The organism is Streptomyces hainanensis (assembly GCF_004348415.1).
Classification (GTDB): domain Bacteria; phylum Actinomycetota; class Actinomycetes; order Streptomycetales; family Streptomycetaceae; genus Streptomyces; species Streptomyces hainanensis.
Genome location: NZ_SMKI01000087.1, coordinates 1 through 19700 on the forward strand (window position 1 = coordinate 1; position 19700 = coordinate 19700).

18 protein-coding genes are annotated in these 19700 nt (G+C 73.4%); 7 read left to right on the plus strand and 11 right to left on the minus strand.

What is annotated here, in order from left to right:
- Positions 1-114 precede the first annotated feature (114 nt).
- The 3 genes from tal to opcA are packed head-to-tail and all read left to right on the plus strand — an operon-like array spanning position 115 to position 3757.
- Positions 115-1239: a transaldolase gene (tal, locus tag E1283_RS10760; protein WP_132817733.1), complete on the plus strand. Its 1125-nt coding sequence runs from the start codon at positions 115-117 to the stop codon at positions 1237-1239.
- 5 nt (positions 1240-1244) lie between these two features.
- Positions 1245-2783 (plus strand): glucose-6-phosphate dehydrogenase, encoded by a 1539-nt coding sequence (gene zwf / locus E1283_RS10765; RefSeq protein ID WP_132817734.1) that lies wholly within the window; start codon positions 1245-1247, stop codon positions 2781-2783.
- Positions 2780-3757 (plus strand): glucose-6-phosphate dehydrogenase assembly protein OpcA, encoded by a 978-nt coding sequence (gene opcA, locus E1283_RS10770; protein ID WP_132817735.1) that lies wholly within the window; start codon positions 2780-2782, stop codon positions 3755-3757. The genes zwf and opcA overlap by 4 nt, the downstream gene beginning before the upstream one ends.
- Positions 3758-3772: 15 nt before the next feature.
- Here opcA and E1283_RS10775 read toward each other — a convergent pair whose 3' ends face one another.
- Positions 3773-4837, minus strand: a complete 1065-nt coding sequence (locus tag E1283_RS10775) for an Lrp/AsnC family transcriptional regulator (protein ID WP_243744748.1) — start codon at positions 4835-4837, stop codon at positions 3773-3775.
- 95 nt (positions 4838-4932) lie between these two features.
- Here E1283_RS10775 and E1283_RS10780 point away from each other — a divergent pair, with 95 nt between their 5' ends.
- Complete coding sequence (locus E1283_RS10780; protein ID WP_243744749.1) at positions 4933-6168, plus strand: metal-dependent hydrolase family protein; 1236 nt, start codon at positions 4933-4935, stop codon at positions 6166-6168.
- A gap of 29 nt (positions 6169-6197) precedes the next feature.
- Positions 6198-7790, plus strand: coding sequence for an AbgT family transporter (locus E1283_RS10785; protein WP_132817737.1), 1593 nt, complete (start codon positions 6198-6200; stop codon positions 7788-7790).
- A gap of 50 nt (positions 7791-7840) precedes the next feature.
- Here the strand turns inward: E1283_RS10785 and E1283_RS10790 are convergent, their stop codons facing one another.
- Positions 7841-8335 carry a hypothetical protein gene (locus E1283_RS10790; RefSeq protein WP_132817738.1) on the minus strand — a complete coding sequence of 165 codons (495 nt, stop codon included), beginning with the start codon at positions 8333-8335 and terminating at the stop codon, positions 7841-7843.
- A 33-nt stretch (positions 8336-8368) separates the two neighbouring features.
- Positions 8369-8971 carry an RNA 2',3'-cyclic phosphodiesterase gene (thpR, locus tag E1283_RS10795; RefSeq protein ID WP_341829918.1) on the minus strand — a complete coding sequence of 201 codons (603 nt, stop codon included), beginning with the start codon at positions 8969-8971 and terminating at the stop codon, positions 8369-8371.
- 219 nt (positions 8972-9190) lie between these two features.
- On the opposite strand from thpR, the gene E1283_RS10800 reads away from it, so the two are divergent.
- A complete protein-coding gene (locus E1283_RS10800) occupies positions 9191-9859 on the plus strand; it encodes an AAA family ATPase (protein ID WP_132817739.1) in 669 nt (222 codons plus the stop codon).
- Here E1283_RS10800 and E1283_RS10805 read toward each other — a convergent pair.
- The 8 genes from E1283_RS10805 to E1283_RS10840 all read right to left on the minus strand — a co-directional run bounded on the left by E1283_RS10805 (position 9795) and on the right by E1283_RS10840 (position 18030).
- A complete protein-coding gene (locus E1283_RS10805) occupies positions 9795-11021 on the minus strand; it encodes a sialidase family protein (protein ID WP_132817740.1) in 1227 nt (408 codons plus the stop codon). The two genes, E1283_RS10800 and E1283_RS10805, sit on opposite strands and share 65 nt — an antisense overlap.
- Before the next feature lie 78 nt (positions 11022-11099).
- Positions 11100-11861, minus strand: a complete 762-nt coding sequence (locus tag E1283_RS10810; RefSeq protein ID WP_132817741.1) for an HpcH/HpaI aldolase family protein — start codon at positions 11859-11861, stop codon at positions 11100-11102.
- Between the two features lie 55 nt (positions 11862-11916).
- Positions 11917-12891, minus strand: a complete 975-nt coding sequence (locus E1283_RS10815; RefSeq protein WP_132817742.1) for an aldo/keto reductase — start codon at positions 12889-12891, stop codon at positions 11917-11919.
- Positions 12888-13742, minus strand: a complete 855-nt coding sequence (locus E1283_RS10820; protein WP_132817743.1) for an ATP-binding cassette domain-containing protein — start codon at positions 13740-13742, stop codon at positions 12888-12890. The genes E1283_RS10815 and E1283_RS10820 overlap by 4 nt, the downstream gene beginning before the upstream one ends.
- Positions 13739-14599, minus strand: a complete 861-nt coding sequence (locus tag E1283_RS10825; RefSeq protein ID WP_132817744.1) for an ABC transporter ATP-binding protein — start codon at positions 14597-14599, stop codon at positions 13739-13741. Before E1283_RS10825 ends, E1283_RS10820 begins: the two co-directional genes overlap by 4 nt.
- Positions 14599-15519: an ABC transporter permease gene (locus E1283_RS10830; protein ID WP_132817745.1), complete on the minus strand. Its 921-nt coding sequence runs from the start codon at positions 15517-15519 to the stop codon at positions 14599-14601. Before E1283_RS10830 ends, E1283_RS10825 begins: the two co-directional genes overlap by 1 nt.
- A 3-nt stretch (positions 15520-15522) precedes the next feature.
- Positions 15523-16452: an ABC transporter permease gene (locus E1283_RS10835; protein WP_132817746.1), complete on the minus strand. Its 930-nt coding sequence runs from the start codon at positions 16450-16452 to the stop codon at positions 15523-15525.
- 3 nt (positions 16453-16455) lie between these two features.
- Positions 16456-18030, minus strand: a complete 1575-nt coding sequence (locus tag E1283_RS10840) for an ABC transporter substrate-binding protein (RefSeq protein ID WP_132817747.1) — start codon at positions 18028-18030, stop codon at positions 16456-16458.
- A gap of 296 nt (positions 18031-18326) precedes the next feature.
- On the opposite strand from E1283_RS10840, the gene E1283_RS10845 reads away from it, so the two are divergent.
- Positions 18327-19700, plus strand: a 1374-nt coding sequence (locus E1283_RS10845) for a four-carbon acid sugar kinase family protein (RefSeq protein WP_243744750.1), incomplete at its 3' end; no start/stop codon positions are given.

A 19700-nucleotide genomic window follows, 5' to 3' on the forward strand; every position in this document is an offset into this window, starting at 1 on the left:
GAGTCGGCTGGACTGCGGGGAGGGGAGGACGGAAGCTTGTCCCGGGGCACTCGGGAATCTTCGAGGGCCGGCGCGCACTGAGATAAGCACGGAACACTGACAGCAGGAGACGAGATGTCCAAGACCGACGCACTCAAGCGGCTCTCCGACGAGGGGGTGGCGATCTGGCTGGACGACCTGTCGCGCCGGCGGATCGCGTCGGGGGATCTGGCTGGGCTGATCGAGAGCCGGCACGTGGTCGGGGTGACCACCAACCCGTCGATCTTCCAGAAGGCGATCTCGGGAGGCGACGGGTACGAGGGGCAGTTGGCGGACCTGGCCGCGCGCAAGGTCACCGTCGACGAGGCGATCCGGATGATCACCACGGCCGACGTCCGGGACGCGGCCGACGTGCTGCGCCCGGTGTTCGAGGCGAGCGGCGGCGCCGACGGCCGGGTGTCCATCGAGGTCGACCCGCGCTTCGCGCACGACACGGCGGCGACCATAGCCGAGGCCGAGCAACTGGCCTGGCTGGTGGACCGCCCCAACGCCCTGATCAAGATTCCCGCGACCCGCGCCGGGCTGCCGGCCATCACCGAGGTGATCGGGCGGGGGATCAGCGTCAACGTCACGCTGATCTTCTCCCTGGAGCGCTACCGCGAGGTGATGGACGCCTACCAGGCCGGTCTGGAGAAGGCCAGGGCCGCCGGGCTCGACCTGGCCACGATCCACTCGGTGGCGTCGTTCTTCGTCTCCCGGGTGGACAGCGAGATCGACAAGCGCCTCGACGCGCTGGGCACCGACGCCGCCAAGGCGCTCAAGGGCCGGGCCGCGCTGGCCAACGCCCGCCTCGCCTACCAGGCGTACGAGGAGGTCGTGGCCGGCGAGCGGTGGTCCGCGCTCGCGGCGGCCGGCGCCAACCCGCAGCGGCCGCTGTGGGCCTCCACCGGCGTCAAGGACCCGGCCTACCCCGACACCCTCTACGTCACCGAACTGGTGGCGCCCGGCACCGTCAACACCATGCCCGAGCCGACGCTGCTGGCCACCGAGGACCACGGCGTGGTCAGCGGCGACACCATCACCGGCGGCTACGAGCAGGCCGCCGCCGACCTGGACGCGCTGGCCGGTCTCGGCGTCTCCTACGACGAGGTGGTGCAACTCCTGGAGGACGAGGGCGTCGCCAAGTTCGAGCAGGCGTGGCAGGAGTTGCTCGACTCCACCGAGGCGGCGCTCGCCCGCCTTGCCGCCAAGGGGGCCTGACGGCGATGACCGACCACGACAGCTGGGTCAATCCGCTGCACGACCCGGCCACCGACCGGCGGCTGCCGCGGATCGCCGGCCCGTCGGGCCTGGTGATCTTCGGCGTCACCGGCGACCTGTCGCGCAAGAAGCTGATGCCGGCCGTCTACGACCTCGCCAACCGCGGCCTGTTGCCGCCGGGCTTCTCGCTGGTGGGCTTCGCCCGCCGGGACTGGGAGCACGAGGACTTCGCGAAGGAGGTGCACGACGCCGTCAAGGCGCACGCCCGCACCCCCTTCCGCGAGGAGGTCTGGGAGGAGCTCAGCCAGGGGATGCGGTTCGTCCCCGGCGTGTTCGACGACGACGAGGCCTTCAAGCGGCTCCGCGAGACCGTGGAGGAGCTGAACGAGGCGCGCGGCACCAGCGGCAACTTCGCGTTCTACCTCTCCGTGCCGCCGAAGTTCTTCCCGCAGGTGGTGCGGCAGCTCAAGCGGCACGGCCTGTCCGAGGCGCCCGACGGCTCCTGGCGGCGGGCGGTGATCGAGAAGCCGTTCGGCCACGACCTGGCCAGCGCGCGGGAGCTCAACGCGGTGGTGCACGAGGTGTTCGCGCCGCACGAGGTGTTCCGGATCGACCACTACCTGGGCAAGGAGACGGTCCAGAACATCCTGGCGCTGCGGTTCGCCAACACCATGTTCGAGCCGATCTGGAACCGGTCGTACGTGGACCACGTGCAGATCACGATGGCCGAGGACATCGGCATCGGCGGCCGCGCCGGCTACTACGACGGCATCGGCTCCGCCCGGGACGTCATCCAGAACCACCTGCTCCAACTGCTGGCGCTCACCGCCATGGAGGAGCCGTCCGGCTTCGACGCGGACGCGCTGGTCGAGGAGAAGCTGAAGGTCCTGCGGGCCGTCAAGCTGCCCACCGACCTGGGCCGGCACACGGTGCGCGGCCAGTACGCCGGCGGTTGGCAGGGTGGCGAGAAGGTGCTCGGCTACCTGGAGGAGGCGGGCATCAGCCCGCAGTCCAAGACCGACACCTACGCGGCCGTCAAGCTGGAGATCGACAACCGCCGGTGGGCGGGCGTCCCGTTCTACCTGCGCACCGGGAAGCGGCTCGGGCGGCGGGTCACCGAGATCGCGGTGGTCTTCCAGCGCGCCCCGCACTCGCCGTTCGACACCACCGACACCCAGGAGCTCGGGCAGAACGCCCTGGTGATCCGGGTGCAGCCGGACGAGGGCATCACGGTCAGGTTCGGCTCCAAGGTGCCCGGCACCCAGATGGAGATCCGGGACGTGACGATGGACTTCGCCTACGGCGAGTCCTTCACCGAGTCCAGCCCCGAGGCGTACGAGCGGTTGCTGCTCGACGTCCTCCTCGGCGACGCCAACCTCTTCCCCCGCCACCAGGAGGTCGAGGAGTCCTGGCGGATCCTCGACCCCGTCGAGGACTACTGGGACCGGCACGGCAGGCCCGCGCCGTACGCGGCGGGCACCTGGGGCCCGGCCGAGGCGGACCGGATGCTCGCACAAGAAGGAAGGAGCTGGCGGCGGCCATGAGCGTCGAACTGACCGGCACCACATCGAGCAGGATCAACGCGGCACTCGTCGAGGCCAGGCGGGCGGCCGGGAGCCCGGCGGTCGGGATGGTGCTGACCCTGGTCATCGTCACCGACGAGGAGAACGCGCACGACTCCCTCAAGGCGGCCAGGGACGCGGCCCGGGAACACCCGAGCCGGATCCTGGTGATCATCCGCCGACCGGGCCGGGCCGCGGCGCGGCGCACCGAGTCCCGCCTCGACGCCGAGGTACGGGTCGGCGGCGACTCGGGCAACGGCGAGACGGTGCTGCTGCGGCTCCGCGGCGAGCTGGCCGAGCACCCCGACTCGGTGGTGCTGCCGCTGCTGCTGCCGGACGCCCCGGTCGTGGTCTGGTGGCCGGTGGAGGCGCCGGCCGACCCGGCCGGCGACCGGCTCGGCGCGCTCGCGCAGCGTCGGATCACCGACTCCTACGCCGTCGAGCAGCCGCTGAGGGAACTGGCGGCACGCGCCGCCTCCTACGCCCCGGGTGACACCGACCTGGCGTGGACCCGGCTCACCCCGTGGCGCTCCATGCTGGCGGCCGCGCTCGACCAGGCCCGCACCGAGGTCACCTCGGCCGTGGTGGAGAGCGAGGCGGACAACCCGAGCGCCGAGCTGCTGGCCCGCTGGTTCACGGCGCGGCTCGGGGTGCCGGTGGAGCAGGCGCTCTCGGACGGCCCGGTGGTCACCGGCGTGCGGCTGCGTACCGCCGGCGGCGAGATCCACATCGACCGGCCGGAGGGCGCGGTGGCCACGCTCGCCATCCCGGGCCAGCCCACCCGCACCGTCGCCCTCAAGGTGCGGAGCACCGCCGACCTGATCGCCGAGGAACTGCGGCGGCTCGACCCGGACGACGCCTACGCGGCGGCCCTGCGGTCGACCGTCCGCGCCCCCGCGGCGGCACCGGCGTCCCCGGTGGCCGTCGAGCAGGAGGTGGCCGAGGCCGCCGGCTAGGTCCTGTCCGGGCGATCAGTCCCACAGGTCCGTGGGAACCGCCCGCACGCTGTGACCGTGCCGGTCGAGTACGCGCCCCACGTGTTTGTAGGTGCGCAGCACGACGGCGCGGTCCGTGATCCGCACCCGCAGGTGGCCGAGTTCGCGGGCGAGGTGGGCTTCGAGGCCGTGCACGTCGTGCAGGGTGCGGAGCCACACGTCGAGGATCATGTTCTGCGGGCCGGCCGTCATGGTGCACAGCCTCAGCTCGGGCAGCGTGCGCAGCGCGGCGGCCGTGGCGTCGAGGTGTTGGGCCGGCACCGAGGCGAAGTAGACGGCGGACACCGGCCACCCGGTGAGCGGCCTGGCCAGGTTGCAGCGCAGCGACAGCAGGCCGTCGCGCAGCAGCCGGCCCAGGCCGCGCCGGGTGGTCGCCACGCTGCTCCCCACCACCCGGGCCAGCTCGGCCAGCGGCATCCGGCCGTCCGAGCCGAGCGTCACGGCGATCCGCCGCTCCAGCGGGCGCAACGGCTCGTCGGGTGAGGAACCGGCCCCGGCCCGCGGCTCGGCCGGCCGCAGCCGTTCGGCCTGGGCGGAGCTGAGCGCCCGCAGCCGCCACTGGCTGCCCTCGAAGGGCGCCGCCGTGATCACGTGCAGCCGGGTGGTGCGCACCCCCGGCACCCGGGAGACCCGCTCCGTGACGTACTCCGCGAGCCAGTCCAGGTCGGGCGCCCAGACGATGACCAGCAGGTCCCTGGTGCCCGAGGTCTGCTTGAGGCTCAGCACCGGCGGGTCGTTGCTCAGCGTGGTGGCCACGTCGGCGATCCGCGAGCCGTCCGTCGTGACCTCCAACTGGGCACGGACCAGCGTGTCGTGGGCCGGCGAGAGGTAGCCGTCGACCCAGGCCGCCCCCGAGTCCCGCAGCCTGCCCCAGCGCCGCGCCGCCGTGACCGGGTCGATCTCCAGCACCTCCCCGACCAGGGTCCACGGGGCCCGTGGCTGGATCTGCAGCGCGTGCACGATGGCCAGATCCAGCTCGTCGAGGCCGGTGCGGGTGGCTGATCCCTGCGCCCTCGAAGCGGGGACGAATCCTGCGTTCACCGTGCCCTCCTGGCCGAATCCGGCGATTTTACCGTCGAGAAATCCAGGGTACGGACGATATCCGCCGGACAGACCCCTACCGGCAAGGAGCCGCTGTGCCGACCACCCCGCTGACGATCACCGGCGCCAGGATCATCGACGGGACGGGTGCCGAGCCCGTTCCCGACGGCGAGATCCGGACAGACGAGAACGGCGACCTGACCTACGTCGGGCCGGCCGCCGGCGCCCCCGGACGGGCCCCGGGTGCCCGGGTGATCGACGTGGCCGGCCGCACCGTGCTGCCCGGCTTCATCGACTGCCACGTGCACTTCGGCGTGGGCTCGATGTCCGAGCTGTCCACCCAGTTCGCCGCCGACCCGACGGTGGGCGTGCTGCGCACCGCCGAGCGGATGCGTCGCACCCTGCACGCCGGCGTCACCACCGCCCGCGACCTCGGGGGCACTCCGGCCGGCTTCCGCACCGCCGTGACCGAGGGCCTGATCGAGGGCCCCCGGCTGCACACCGCCGTCCGGATCATGGGACACACCGGCGGGCACGCCGACTTCACCACCGCCTCCGGCGTCGACACCAGCGGCGGCATGGGCGAGATAGCCGACACCGTCGACCAGGTGCGGATCGCGGTCCGCCGGCTGCTGCGGGACGGCGCCGACGTCATCAAGCTGTGCGCCACCGGCGGCATGGGCAGCCCGCACGACCAGCCGGAGGACGAGGGCCTCACCGAGGACGAGATCCGCGCCGTGGTCTCGGAGGTGGCCCGCCACGGCGGCCGCCCGGTGGCCGCCCACGCCCAGGGCACCGCCGGCATCCTCAACGCCGTCCGCGGCGGCGTCACCAGCGTCGAGCACGGCTACGGCCTGGACGACGAGGCCTGCGACCTGGCGGGGGAGCGCGGCGTGTTCGTGGTGCCCACGCTGTCCACCGTCTTCGACGGCATCGACAGGTCGAAGATGGCGCCCTACCACTACGAGAAGAAGGTCCGCTGGTCCGGGATCACCCGGGAGAACATCGCCCGCGCCATCGAGCGCGGACTGCGGATCGCGCTCGGCACCGACGCCGGGGTCGGCCCGCACGCGCAGAACCTCCGCGAGCTGATGCACCTGGTGGCGCTCGGCATGACGCCGATGAACGCCATCCTCGCCGGTACCGGCACCGCCGCCGAACTGCTCGGCCTCGCCGACCGGATCGGCACCCTCGAGGCCGGCAAGGCCGCCGACCTCGTCGTCTGCGACGGCGACCCGCTCTCCGACATCGCCGTCCTCGCCGTACCGGACAACGTCCGGTACGTCGTCCAGCAGGGCGTCGTCCGCAAGGCTCCCCAGCCCGCGAGCTGACGTCAGGCCCGTTCGAAAGGTACCCCGCCATGCAGGACACCCTCGCCCCGGCCGCACCGGGCTCCGGCCCAGGCTCCGGCTCCGGATCCGGTTCGGGAGCCCGGCTCCTGGACCGCGTGCTCGGCGGCATCGAGCGCGCCGGCAACCGGCTGCCGCACCCCTTCTACCTGTTCACCCTCCTCTTCGTCGTGCTGGCCGTGGTCTCCACCGCGCTGGCGGCGTTCGACGCCGGCGTCACCGTGCCGGGCAGCGAGGAGGAGCTCCAGGTCAAGGGGCTGCTGACGGGTGAGGGCCTGCGGTGGCTGCTGGAGAACCTCATCCCCAACTTCACCGGCTTCCCGTCGCTGGGCACCGTGCTGCTGATGATGATGGCGGTGGGCATCGCCGAGAAGACCGGGCTGCTCGAAACGGTGGTGCGGGCCACCATCGCCCGGGCGCCGGCCCGGGTGCTGCCCTACGTGATGGCGTTCGTCGCCTGTCAGGGCCACGTGATGAGCGACATCGCCATCCTGGTGATCCCGCCGCTGGCCGCCCTGGCCTTCCGCAGCGCCGGCCGCAACCCGGTGGCCGGGCTGATCGGGGCCTTCGCCTGCGTCTGCGCCGGCTACGCGGCCGGCTTCATCATCGGCTCGCTCGACGCGCTCTACACCGGCATCACCCAGACCGCCGTGACCGTGCTGCCGGGCGGCGCCGAGGCGCCCACCCACATCCTGGTCAACTACTTCTTCACCGCCGCCGCCAGCCTGGTGCTGGCGTTGATGGGCGGCTTCCTGACCGCCCGGGTGCTGGAGCCCCGGCTGCCCCAGCCGGAGCTCGACCCGAGCGGCGAGTTCGGCGCGGACGGCGTCACCACCGAGGTCACCGCGGTCGAGAAGCGCGGGATGCGCAACGCCGGTCTCGCCTTCCTCGGCTACGCCGCCGTGGTGGTCACCGGCTGGCTGCTGCCCGACTCCCCGCTGCGCGGCGAGGGCGGCGCGCTGGTGCCGTCGCCGGTGCTCAGCGGCATCGTCCCGCTGCTGTTCGTCGCCTTCCTGCTGGCCGGCGTCGTCTACGGGGTGACCGTCCGCAGCCTCAGGAAGGCCGACGACGTGCCGCGGCTGATGGCCGACTCGGTCACCAACATGTCCGGCTACATCGTGCTGATCTTCGCGATCTCCCAGGTGATCGGCGTCTTCAACTGGTCGGGCGTCGGCACCCTGCTGGCGGTGAAGTGCGCCTCGCTGCTGGAGTCCGCCGGCCTGACCGGCTTCCTGGGCATCGCGCTGTTCGTGCTGCTGGTGTGCGTGCTCAACCTCTTCATCACCTCGGGCTCGGCGCTCTGGTCGCTGATGGCGCCGGTGTTCGTGCCCACCTTCATGCTGCTGGGGATGGAACCCGCGTTCACCCAGGCCGCGTTCCGCATCGGCGACTCGGCCACCCAGATGATCACGCCGATGAACCCGTACCTGTTCCTGGTCCTGGCGCTGCTGCGCCGCTACGAGCCAAGCGCCCAACTCGGCACGTTGCTGTCCCGGTTGGTGATCTTCGTGGTGCCGTTCCTGCTCGCCTGGCTCGCGGTGCTCGGCATCTTCTACGGCTTCGACCTGCCGCTCGGCCCGGGCGCGAACATTCACAGCGAGTAAGGGGCACGGCGAGCAAGGGGCACGGCGAGCAGGCCGATGAGCGGGGCCGCTCAGGCGGGTTCGGGGAGTTCGGTACCGCACCCGGCGCAGAAGCGGGCGTCGGGCTCGCCGGCCAGTCGGCCGCACTCGGCGCAGACCCGGTGCGGTTGGCAGGCCGGCTCCCCTCCCGCCGGCTCGTCCCTGGCGGTGCGGATGGTCGCGCCGGGCCGGCGGCGGTGCACCGTGACGTACACCAGGCCGTCGGGGCCGGCGGCGAGCGCCCGCCCGGTGCCGCGCGGGAGCCAGGCCAGGCTGCCGGGCGACAGGGGCCGCGACTCGCCGCCGACCCGCAGCTGCCCGCCGCCCCCGATCACCTGGAGCAGCACGTCGAGATCCGGCTCGACGTGCTCGCCCACGCCGGCGTCCGGCCGCAACCGGACGACGTTGGCGTCCAGTTGGCGCCCCGACTCGGCGAGCCGCCACAGGATGTTGCCCGGCTCGTCCGGCGCGCCGCGCAGCAGGTCGGTCATCTCGGCGAGTACGCGGGGTGCGGGATCGGTGGCCACGTTCTGCCTCTCCGGGGGGCGGGTGTCCCGACGTTACCCCTTCCCGGCCGGGCCGTTCGGGGTGGCCTGCCGCAACGGGTAGCTGGCCAGCGGCTCGTAGCGGGGCCGTTGGCCGGGGAGGCCCTCGGCGGGGAGGTGGCTGCGCAGCAGGGTGAACCCGGTGACCGTCCAGGGGGTGCCGGCGACGTCGGTGAGGGCGGAGGCGTAGGGCGTCAGATCCACCCGGTCCCGGCCCCGGGCGATCGTCAGGTGCGGGTGGTAGGGGCGGTGGTCGTCGAGCGCGATCCCCGAGTGGCGCCCGGCGGCCGTGCTCGCCGCGGCCAGCCCGCGCAGGGCGCCCACCTGGCCGGCCACCCCCGCCCACAGCACCCGCTGGGCGAACCGGCCGCCGCCGGTCAGCGACAGTTGGTGCCGGTCGTGTCGACCGGCCACCCGGCCGAGGCGCTCGCGCAGTTCCGGCACCCGCTCGGGCGGCACGTCGCCGAAGAACGCCAACACCAGGTGCCAGCCGCCGGGATCGGTCCAGCGCAGCCGCCCGGCTCCCGGCAGATGGTGCAACTCCCGTACTGCCGTCGTGAGTTCATCCAACACCGGCTCGGGCGGCAACACCGCGGCGAACAGTCTCATCCCCGTCATGAGGGCAGTGTCCCGTGTCACCTCGGGGCGGCGCGCGCCCCCACGCGGGAGCGGCCGGAGCCGGGGGGATCGGTGTCCGCCGGGTTTATTTGGCGATGGTGGCGGCTGGGGCCCTCGACTGTCCGCGTCGGCGGATAACATCGGGGGCACGGACCGTTAAAGGAACTGCAAAGAGGTTCCTCGGTTCGGAGGGCCTCACGAGGGCGGGGAGTGATCGCGATGCTCCGACAGGACGCGAGTGGTCTGGCCAGCGAGCCGGCGAGCGGCGCCGCGGTGCTTGATCTGCGGGGGCCGGAGGCCGGTCCCCGGGCTCCGCTGCCGCCGTGGGAGCCGGGCGACCGGGTCGTGGTGTCCGGGTTGCCGGGCAGCGGCAAGTCCACCCTGATGGGGCGGGTCGCGGAGCCGGCGGGTAGCGGGCTCGTGCTGGTCGACTCCCAGGAGGAGCGGGAGCGTTGGGAGGCGCGGCTGCCCCGCTGGCTGCCCTACGCCGTCTACCGACCCGCCGTCAGGACCGCCCACTACGCCCGGTTATGGAACGCTCTGCGCTCGCCGGCCGGCGTCCTCGTGCACGACTGCGGGCGGAACGCGTTCGTGCGGCGCTGGCTCGCCAGGGACGCCAGGCGCCGGCGGCGCGGCTTCCACCTGCTGCTGCTCGACGTCCCGCCTGACGCCGCGCTCGCCGGTCAGGCGGCCCGCGGCCGGGCGGTCTCCCGCCCGGCCTTCGGCCGGCACCGGCGGGCGGTGGCCCGGCTGATAGCCGAGGTCGAGGCGGGCGCCTTGCCGCCCGGCTGCGCCTCGGCCACCCTGCTCGACCGGGCGTCGGTCAGCCGGCTCGCCCCGCGGTGGCTGGCCCGGCCGCCCAGTCCGGCGTCACCCGAACGTGGGTGATGGTCTGCCGCCAGTAGGTGAACGCGATGTGCAGCGCGCCGTCCGGCGTCTGCGCGATCGTCGGGTAGGACAGCTCCCGGTTGAGCCGGTCCCGGGAGTTGTTCGTCAGACAGTGGCCGTCGCCGGTCGCCACGTCCCTGCGCAGCGGCCAGCTCAGCCCGCCGTCCGCCGAGATCGCCAGCGTCAGCGGTGCCCGGGGCGCGCCCCAGAAGGCCCGGCCGGCCGGCTCGGCCGCCGGCGGGCGGGCCTCCCCCGCCTGGCCGGCCTCGTCGATCTCGTCGTAGAGCGACACCCGGCGGGCCGACGCGTCGGCCCTGCTGCTGTGGTTGTGGACCAGCGCGAGCCGGCCGTCCGCCAGCACGAGGCACTGCAGCGACGAGTTGTTGTTCGGCAGCCCGGTCGGCTCCGGCGCCGTCCAGGTCTCCCCGTCGTCCCGGGAGACGGAGCGGTGCACCCGGTCCGCCCACCGGCTGCGGAACAGCGCGACCAGCGTGCCGTCCGCGAGCGGCTGGATGTTCATGTGAACCTGCCCGGTGCTCTCCGGCACCGGCCGCTCCCGCCAGTCGCGCCCCGCGTCGTCGCTGATCAGCACGGAGCTGGTGTCCTGCTCGCCGGTCCACCTGGTGCCGGGCACCGGCACGCAGCGGAAGATCGGCAGCAGCCAGCGGCCGGAGGCGAGCACCACCGGAGGCTGGCGGACGAACACCCCGCCCTCGGGGCCCGCGGGGAACAGCGTCCGCGGCGCGTCCCAGCTCCGGCCGCCGTCCACCGAGACCCGCAGCCTGACCTCCGCGGTGTCCTGGTCACCGGCCCGTTGGGCGGTGTGGAGCAGCCACAGCTCGCCGGCGGGCGTCGGGAACAGCAGCGGGTTCTGCTCCGAGCGGTCCGGGTCGTCGGAGAGCCGGACCGGCGCCTCCCAGGCGGCACCGCCCGGCGCGAGCCGGGAGAACCAGATCGAGATGTCCGGCACGCCCTCCTGGGTGCCGCCGAACCAGACGCAGCCCAGGGCGCCGTCCGGCAGCACCGTCAGGCTGGCGGCGTGGTTCTGCACGGCGGGCGCCGGTAGGAACGCCTGGAGCACGTCGGGGTCCTCGGGACGCGGCCGCAGCACCCCGTCGGGGTGCTCGGGCGGCGCCTCGCCCCACGCTGGCGTCTCGCTCATGGCTCTCCTCAACTCCGTTCGCTTGTCCCGCTGTTCGTCTGCCGCGCGGTCAGGACCCGCGCGGTCAGGACCCGGCGGTCAGGACCTGGCGGTCTTCAGGTGGTCGCGGGCAACCTGCTCCAGGTGGATCAGCTCGGACGAGACGGTGGCGAAGGTGTAGCCCTCGGCCAGCCGCCTGGCGGCCGAGGCGCCGTCCGATGTGTGGATGCCGGCGGCGATCCCGGCGGCCGCCGCGGCCTCCCGGACCCGCACCAGCGCGGCCTCGAACTCCTCGTCGAGCGCCGGGTCGGTCGACGTCGCGCCGCCCAGCGCGATCCGCAGGTCCGAGGGGCCGACGTAGACGCCGTCCAGGCCCGGGGTGGCGCAGATGTCGGTCAGGTTGGCGAGGCCGTCCGCCGTCTCGATCATCGCCAGCACCACCGTCTCCTCGTGGGCCACGGACGGCTTGGGGCCGATCCGCAGCTGGGCGCGCATCGGCCCGTACGAGCGTCGGCCGACCGGCGGGTAGCGGCAGGCGGAGACGGCCGCCGCGGCCTGCTCCGCGGTGTCGATCAGCGGCACGATCACGCCCGTGGCGCCGGCGTCGAGCGCCCGGCCGATGGGCGCCGGGTCGTTGGCGACCGCCCGGACCATGCCGACGGACGCGCCGCCGGCGTCGATGGCGGTCAGCGACTGGAGCATCTCCTGGTAGCCGAAGAGCCCGTGCTGGGCGTCCAGGCAGACGTAGTCGTAGCCGAGCCTGGCGAGCCGTTCGTTGATCACGGGGGAGCCGACGATCGACCAGTAGCCGACGAGCTTCTCGCGGGAGCGCAGTGCGGCGGCGAAACGGGCGGAATCCATACCGGGGTTGGCCTCACTCTCGGGGTGGGGATGGGGGATGGTCGTGGTTCTGTGGTCAGCGGTTGTAGGCGGGCATCGGGCCGCGCAGCTCGGCACCCACCTCGTCGCAGGCGTCCAGCACGTCGGCCGGCAGCGGCCCGGCCTGCGCGGCGGCGATGTTGGCCCTCAGGTGTTCGAGCCGGGAGCCGCCGAGCAGCACGGCGGTCACCCCGTCGCGGCCGAGCAGCCAGCGGACCGAGAGCTCGGCGAGCCCGACGCCGGCCTGCTCCGCGATGTCGGCCAGCCGCTCCACGGCCTCGAAGAGCCGCGGGTTCCAGTAGCGCTGCCGGTACATCGGGGCCAGCCGGGAGTCGGCGAAGCGACCCGAGTCCGGCGCGCTCCCGAAGTGGTGGCGGCCGGTCAGCAGCCCGCCGGCCAGCGGGTTGTAGACCATGGTGGCGAGCCCCGTGGTGGCCGCGAACTCCAGGTACTCCTCCTCGACCCGGCGGGCCAGCAGGTTGTACAGCTGCTGCGCGACCACCGGGCGCGGCGCGCCCACCTGGTCCGCGACCCGGCCGACCTCGGCGATCCCCCAGGCCGCGTAGTTGGAGACGCCGAGCGCCCTGATCCTTCCCTCGGCGACGAACTCGGCGACCGCGCCCAGCGTCTCGGCCAGCGGCACGTTCCGGTCCGGCTGGTGCAGGTAGAAGAGGTCGACGTGGTCGGTCCGCAGCCGCCGCAGGCTGCCCTCCAGCGCGGCCCGCATGCCGGCCGGCGACAGCGGGCTGTGCTCGCCCGTGTCGGGGTGGGGCATGCCGGCCTTGGTGGCGAGCTGGATCCGCTCCCGGCGGGCCGGCGTCAGCAGGTCGGCCAGCATGGTCTCGGTGTCACCGCCGGCGTAGGCGTTGGCGGTGTCGACCGCGGTGATCCCGGAGTCCAGGGCCAGGTCGAGCATCGCCTCGGCACCCGCCCGGTCGACGGTGTCCCCGAAGGTCATGGTGCCGAGCACCAGCGGCGACAGCGGGACGGGGATGTCCGGGAGCAGGGTCACGCGGCTTCTCCTTTCGACGGCCCGCGGTCGCGGGCGCTGACGGTGTTGACCACGGAGCGCGGCTTGCGGCCCCGCATGGCTGCCGGATCCAGGGCGGCGCGCCGGAGCGCCCTGGTGTAGGGCTCGGCGGGCGCGGCGAGCACCCGCTCGGTCGGACCGGACTCCACGAGACGGCCGTCCCGCATCACGATGATCTCCGAGCTGATCTCGCGGACCACGCCCAGGTTGTGGGAGATCACGATGAAGGTCAGGTCCGACTCCTCGCGCAGTTCGCGCAGCAGCCGCAACACCTGCGCCTGCACCGAGACGTCCAGCGCCGAAGTCGCCTCGTCGCAGATCAACAGCTCGGGGCTGCTCGCCAGGGCCCGGGCGATGCCGATCCGCTGCCGCTGGCCGCCGGAGAACTCGGCCGGCCTGCGGTGCAGCGCGCTGGTCGGGAGACCGACCCGGTCGAGCAGTTCGGCCGCGCGCTTCGCGCGCTGCGCCCGGTCGCGGACGCCCGCCACGCGCAGCGGCTCGGCGACGATCTCCTGCGCGGTGGAGTGCGGGTCGAGGGAGCCGTAGGGGTCCTGGAAGACCATCTGCACCCGGTGCCGCAGCGGGCGCATCCGGCGCTCCGAGAGCGGGGCCAGGTCGACGCCGTCCAGCTCGATCCGGCCCGCCGTGGGCTTGAGCAGCCGCACCAGGCTGCGCGCGACGGTCGACTTGCCGCAGCCGGACTCGCCGACGATGGCCAGCGAGCCGCCTCGCTCGACGGTGAAGCTGAGGTCGTCCACCGCGCGGTGGACGCCGCCCGGGATGGGGTAGTCGACCCGCAGGTCGGTCACGGACAGGAAGGGGGTGGCGCTCATCGTCCGGCCTCCTCGGTGACGGTGCTCTCGTCCCAGGGGCCGAGGACCGGCACGGCGGCGAGCAGCTTCTGGGTGTAGGGCTCGGTCGGCGCGTCGACGACCTGCTCCACCGGGCCCGACTCGACGAAGTGGCCGTCGCGCATCACGTGGATGCGGTCGGAGACCAGCCGCGCCACGCCCAGGTCGTGGGTGATCATCAGGATGCCGATGCCGGTGCGCTCCTGGAGTTCGAGCAGCAGGTCGAGGATGCCGGCCTGCACGGTGACGTCGAGCGCCGAGGTGGGCTCGTCGGCCACCAGCAGCACGGGCTCGGCGGCCAGCGCGATGGCGATCAGCACGCGCTGGAGCATGCCGCCGGAGAGCTGGTGCGGGTAGGAGGCCCAGCGGCTCTCCGGCTTGGAGATCCGTACCCGCTCCAGCAACTCGATCCCGCGGGCGCGGGCCTCGGCCTTGGAGAGCTCCGGGTGGCGCAGCCTGATCGCCTCGCCGAGCTGCCGCCCGACGGTGTGCACGGGGCTGAGCGCGGTCATCGGGTCCTGTGGGATCAGCGAGACCTTGCGGCCGAGGATCTTCGGCATGGCGCCCGGGTTGGCGACGGTGTCGACGCCGGAGATCCTGGCGGTGCCGGAGATCACGGCGAGCCCGTCGGGCAGCAGGCGCAGGATGCCCATGGCCGTGGTCGACTTGCCGGAGCCCGACTCGCCGATGATGGTGACGGTCTCGCCGCTGTCGATGGCGAAGCTGACGCCGTCCACCGCGCGGACCACGCCGTGCTCGGTGATCAGCTCGATCTGCAGGTCGCGCACGTCGAGCAGCGGCTCGTCCCGGCTCGCCCGCGGGGTGTCGGTGGTGGCCATCAGTTGCCCTCCGTCGCGGTTCGACGCACCCGGCTGCGGTCGCGCAGCCCGTCGCCGATGAGGTTGACGCCGACGACCAGCAGCACGATCACCAGGCCCGGCAGGGTGACCAGCCACCAGGACGTCGTGATGTAGTCCTGGCCGTCGGAGATGATCCGTCCCCAGGTGGCGAACGGCCGTTGGGGCCCGGCGCCCAGGTAGCTGAGCGCGCTCTCCAGCAGCACGGCCTGGGCGAGCAGCAGGAGGACGACGAGGGTGGCCTGGCGGATGATGTTGGGCAGGATGTGCCGGACCAGGATCTGGATCCGGTGCAGGCCCAGCATCCGGGCGGCCGCCACGTACGGCTTCTCGCGTTCCACCAGTACCAGGGAGCGGGTCAGCCTGGCCACCTCGGGCCACTGGGCCACGGCGATGACGCTGGTGATCACCGGCACCGAGGGGTCGAACAGGGCGACGACGAGCAGCAGCATCATCAGCAGCGGCAGCGACATCTGCGCCTCCAGCAGCCGGGAGACCACCGAGTCGACCCAGCCGCCGAAGTAGCCGGCGGCGGCGCCGGCGACGATGCCGATGACGCCGGAGACCACCACGGCGAGCACGCCGATGGTCAGCGAGACCTGGCCGCCGTGCAGGATGCGGGAGAGCACGTCGCGGCCGAGCTGGTCGGTGCCGAACAGATGCCCCTCGGTGAACGGCGCGAGGCGACGCTTGCCGAGGTCCTGGTCGTTGGGCCCGGGCAGCGGCAGCAGCTGTGCCAGGGCGATCGGCACCACCACGAGCAGCGTGCAGACCGTGCCGATCCAGAGCTTGAGCCGGGCGGCCCTGGCCCGTCGGGTGGCGGTGGAGGCGGCCAGCTGCCTGGCGCTGACGGCGCTCGGCCGGGGGGAGGGGGTAGCGGTTGTGTCCAGGGCGGTGCTCATGGCTCAGGCCGCCTTTCCGAGGCGCACCCGCGGGTCGAGCAGCGGGTAGGCCAGGTCGATGAGGAGTTGGACCAGGATCGCGAGGGCGGCGGTGACCAGCACCGTGGCCTGGATCAGCGGGTAGTCGCGGGTCTCCAGGGCCCGCACCACCAGGGAGCCCACGCCGGGCCAACCGAAGACGACCTCGACCACGACCACGCCGTTGAGCAGCGCGGCGAACCGGGTGCCGAGCGCGGTCAGCACCGGGATGGCCGAGTTGCGCAGCCCGTAACGCCACGTCAGGGCACGCTCCGAGACGCCGCGTGAGCGGGCCACGGTGATGTAGGGGGAGGCGAGCGCGCCCGCCATCTCGCGCCGTACCAGGCGGGAGATCAGCGCCATCTGAAGGATGGCCACGGTGATGGTCGGCAGCACGAGCCCGCCCCAGGTGGTGAAGCCGGAGGAGGGCAGCACCGGGATCAGCACGGCGAACGCGGTCAGCAGCATCACGCCGCTCCAGAAGTCCGGCATGGACTGTCCGGCGATGGTGACGATGTTGGCGCCGATCTCGCGGTTGGTGTCGGCGCGCCTGGCCATCCAGACGCCGAGCGGCACGGCGACCACGGTGGTCAGCGCGATCGCGGAGATGGCCAGCGTGGTGGTGTACGGCAGCCGGTCCATGACCACGTCGAACGCGGGGGCGTGGAAGGAGTAGCTGGTGCCCAGGTCGCCGGTGAACAGGTCGCGCAGGAAGATCAGGTACTGCGCGAACACCGAGTCGTCGAGGCCGAACTGCTCGCGGATCCTGGCCAGGTCCTCGGTGGTGGCGTTGGGGCCCGCGTAGGAGGTGGCGGGGTCGCCGGGGGCGAGGCGGACCAGGACGAAGACGGTGGAGACGGTGAGGAAGATGGTCAGCAGGCTCTGACCGAGTCGGCGCGCGAGATAACGGACCATGGCTCAGCCCTCCAGCGCCACGGAGGCGAGGTCGTAGGAGTTGATGGGCTTGAGCGCCGGGTCGGTCATCCGGGTCCGGTGGGCGAGCACCGCGTCCGGCACGAAGGCCCACAGGCAGGGCCACAGGTCCCAGATCCGCTGCTGCACGTCGGTCAGCAGCAGGTTGCGGGCGTCCCGGTCGGCTTCGGCGGTGGCGTCGGATATCAGCCCGGCGACCTCGGGGTAGACGAAGCCCTGGTAGGTGTCCCTGGTCTCCTCGCGCTCCGGGGTGCCCGCGTACATGCCCTGGAGGCTGGTGAGCGCCAGCCCCGTCGGGTTGCCGAAGCCGTTGCCCAGGACGTCCCAGTCGCCGCGCCGGCCCTGCCGCCACTGGAGGATGTCGCCGCCGGGCTCGAACTGCTGGAGTGTGGAACGGACCCCGACGTCGCTCAGCATCTCCTGGACGGCCTCCATGATGAAGGTGTCCGCGGCGAACTCGCCGGTCTCCCAGATGATCTTCACCGCCAGGTCGCGCACCCCGAGCGCGTCGAGGCGCTGCCGCGCCTGCCGCGGGTCGTAGGTGAAGGCGCCGGTGCGGGCCGCGCCCTCCAGCGCGACCGGCACCACGCCCTCGGCCTGCTGGGCGGAGCCGGTGAGCACGTTGTCGATCAGGGCACGGCCGTCGATCGCGTAGGTGAGCGCCTCCCGCACGGCCGGGTCGGCCAGTGGATGACCGCGCGGTTTGCGGAAGTTGAAGAACAGCTGGTTGATCCGGGTGCCGGGGGAGCGCTGGATGCGCACGCCCCGCATCCCGTCGAGCTGGTCGGCGGAGTCGGGGCTGATCGAGTCGATCACGTCGATCTCGCCGCTGCGCAGGCCGACCACCCGGCTCGACTCCTCGGGGACGAACCGCACCCGCACGTTCCGCAGCGAGGGCGCCGGCCCCCAGTAGCGGTCGTTGCGGGCCAGCTCGTACTCGCCGGTGCCGCCGTTGGCGCGGGTGACGACATAGGGGCCCGAGCCGACACCACTGCTCAGCTCGACCGGCTCGTTGGCGGCGGCCGGGGTGATGTGGATGTTGGCCATCAGGTAGTCGAGGACCGCCACCGGCCGCTGGGTGTGCAGCCGGAAGGTGCGGTCGTCGACCGGCTCCACGGTGGGCATCTCGGGGAAGAGGCCGACGATGAAGGAGCCGTTGACCTCGCCGTAGTAGCGGAGCGCGGTGGCCACGTCCTCGACGGTCACCGGGGTGTCGTCCGAGTAGTGGACGTCGTCGCGCAGCCGGACCGTCCAGCTCCCCGACGCCTCGTCGAGCTCGAAGCGGTCCGCCAGCACCAGCTGGGGCCTGAGGTTCTGGTCGATGCTGGTCAGCGCCTGACGTACGGCCCGCTGCACGGTGACGGCGGCCTCGAACTGGTTGAGCTTGTTGTCCAGGCTGACCAGCGAGCGGTTGAGTCCCAGGCTGATGGTGCCGGGTCCCGCGGCCCCGGTCGGCCCGGCGCAGGCGGTCAACTGGCTCAGGGCGAGCCCGGCTCCCAGGCCCGCACCCACGGAGAGAAGGGTGCGACGGCCGAGGATCGGTGGGGTGAAACGGGTCATCGTTGACCTCTTGACGCTTGGCGGAGAGACCGGCGGGGTCCCTGTTGTTCGTCCGGATGTCGACTCGGTGGTCCTGACAGGGCGGCCACACATACGCCTCTTCGCATGGGTGGCCGGGCTGTCGTGTCGGCCACAGTCGCATGGGTGCGCGTTGTGCGCAAGACCCCTCGCGTAAATCGCGCGCCGTATGTCATCATCAAGCGCAGCACGCCGGCCTACGTCGTCCGCGGAGGCACGTCGGCCGGCGCGCCGCATCCCGATCTCACCAGCGCGATCACCGCGCATGAGGAGGCCACGTGCCACCCGCACCCAGCCGGCGACTGCTTGCCATCGCGGACGATCTGTCCGGGGCGGCCGAGACCGCTGCCGGGCTGCTTTCGCGCACAACACGCAGTCGCGTGCTCCTCATTGAGCCGATGACGCTCCGTCAGGAACTGGCCAAACCGGTCCGCCTGCCCGGCGAGGCCACCGTCCTTGACCTCGACTCCCGCCAACTGGCGCCCGCCCCGGCCGCCGGCCGGGTCCGCACCGCGCTGGCCGCCACCACCCCCGGCACCCCGGTGCTCGTCAAGATCGACTCCCTGCTGCGCGGCAACACCGCCGCCACCGCGACCGCCCTGGCCGAGGACGGCGCCCCGGTGGTGGCGGCCACCGCGCTGCCGGCCGCCGGCCGCACCGTCCGCGCCGGCGTCGTCCACCTCGGCGACACCCCCCTGCACCTGACCGACGCCTGGCGGGCCGAGCCCACCGCACCGCCCCGGTCGCTCGCCGAGTCCTTCGCGCCGCTGCCCGTCGAACTCGTCGACCTCGCCACCGTGCGCGCCCCGCGCGCCCGCCTGGCGGCGGCGCTCACCACCGCCACCGCCGCCGGCCGGATCGCCGTCTGCGACGCCGAGACCGACGCCGACCTCGACGCCGTCGCCGGCGCCGCCCTCGCCCTGGCGAGGGCGCCGCGGCTGATCGGCGCCGGCGGCCTCGCCGCCGCCGTCGGCCGCCACCTGGCGGCCGAGGGCCGGGGCCTTGCCGCCGCCGGCGGCTTCGCCGCCGGTCGAGGCTCCGCCGCCGGCGGCCGGGCCGGTGGCGACGCCCCGGTCGGTGAGCCGCCGCGGCTGCCGCCGCCGCGCGGCGACCGCGCCGTGCTCGTCGTGGTCGGCACCGCCGAACCGGCGAGCGCCGAGCAGGTCGCGCGGCTCGTCGCCGACGGCGCCGACCACCACCCGCTGCCGAGCGCCGCCCTGGCGGCGCGGGCCGCCGTGGAGCCGCCCGCGTTCGCCGCCGACCCCCACCCGCCGCCGAGCGCCGCCCTCGCGGCGGAGCCGCCACGGCTCGCCGCCGGCAGGGTCACCGTCCTCAGCGTCGCGCCCACCGGCACCGCCGACCGGCGCGCCGACCCCAGGGCCGTGGTCCGCGGCCTCGCCGCGCTGGCCGCCGCCACCCTGGCCCGCCATCCGGCACCCGCCGACCTCGTCCTCACCGGCGGCGAGACCGCCCGACGCGTCCTGGAGGCGCTGGGCATCGGCGAGCTCGAACCCCGGGGACAGATCCACCACGGCGCCGTCCTCTCCCGCACCCGCGACGAGCGGTCCGTCGTCACCCGCCCCGGCAGCTTCGGCGGCCCCGACTCGCTGCGCCAGATCGTGCGCGCCCTGACCCCCGAGACACCCCACAGC

Excerpts from the sequence above, each read along its gene's own strand:
- tal (WP_132817733.1), top strand. The coding sequence starts at position 115 with ATGTCCAAGACCGACGCACTCAAGCGGCTCTCCGACGAGGGGGTGGCG.
- zwf (WP_132817734.1), top strand. The coding sequence starts at position 1,245 with ATGACCGACCACGACAGCTGGGTCAATCCGCTGCACGACCCGGCCACC.
- opcA (WP_132817735.1), top strand. The coding sequence starts at position 2,780 with ATGAGCGTCGAACTGACCGGCACCACATCGAGCAGGATCAACGCGGCA.
- E1283_RS10785 (WP_132817737.1), top strand. The coding sequence starts at position 6,198 with ATGCAGGACACCCTCGCCCCGGCCGCACCGGGCTCCGGCCCAGGCTCC.
- thpR (WP_341829918.1), bottom strand. The coding sequence starts at position 8,971 with ATGACGGGGATGAGACTGTTCGCCGCGGTGTTGCCGCCCGAGCCGGTG.
- E1283_RS10800 (WP_132817739.1), top strand. The coding sequence starts at position 9,191 with ATGCTCCGACAGGACGCGAGTGGTCTGGCCAGCGAGCCGGCGAGCGGC.
- E1283_RS10805 (WP_132817740.1), bottom strand. The coding sequence starts at position 11,021 with ATGAGCGAGACGCCAGCGTGGGGCGAGGCGCCGCCCGAGCACCCCGAC.
- E1283_RS10810 (WP_132817741.1), bottom strand. The coding sequence starts at position 11,861 with ATGGATTCCGCCCGTTTCGCCGCCGCACTGCGCTCCCGCGAGAAGCTC.
- E1283_RS10820 (WP_132817743.1), bottom strand. The coding sequence starts at position 13,742 with ATGAGCGCCACCCCCTTCCTGTCCGTGACCGACCTGCGGGTCGACTAC.
- E1283_RS10825 (WP_132817744.1), bottom strand. The coding sequence starts at position 14,599 with ATGGCCACCACCGACACCCCGCGGGCGAGCCGGGACGAGCCGCTGCTC.
- E1283_RS10830 (WP_132817745.1), bottom strand. The coding sequence starts at position 15,519 with ATGAGCACCGCCCTGGACACAACCGCTACCCCCTCCCCCCGGCCGAGC.
- E1283_RS10835 (WP_132817746.1), bottom strand. The coding sequence starts at position 16,452 with ATGGTCCGTTATCTCGCGCGCCGACTCGGTCAGAGCCTGCTGACCATC.
- E1283_RS10840 (WP_132817747.1), bottom strand. The coding sequence starts at position 18,030 with ATGACCCGTTTCACCCCACCGATCCTCGGCCGTCGCACCCTTCTCTCC.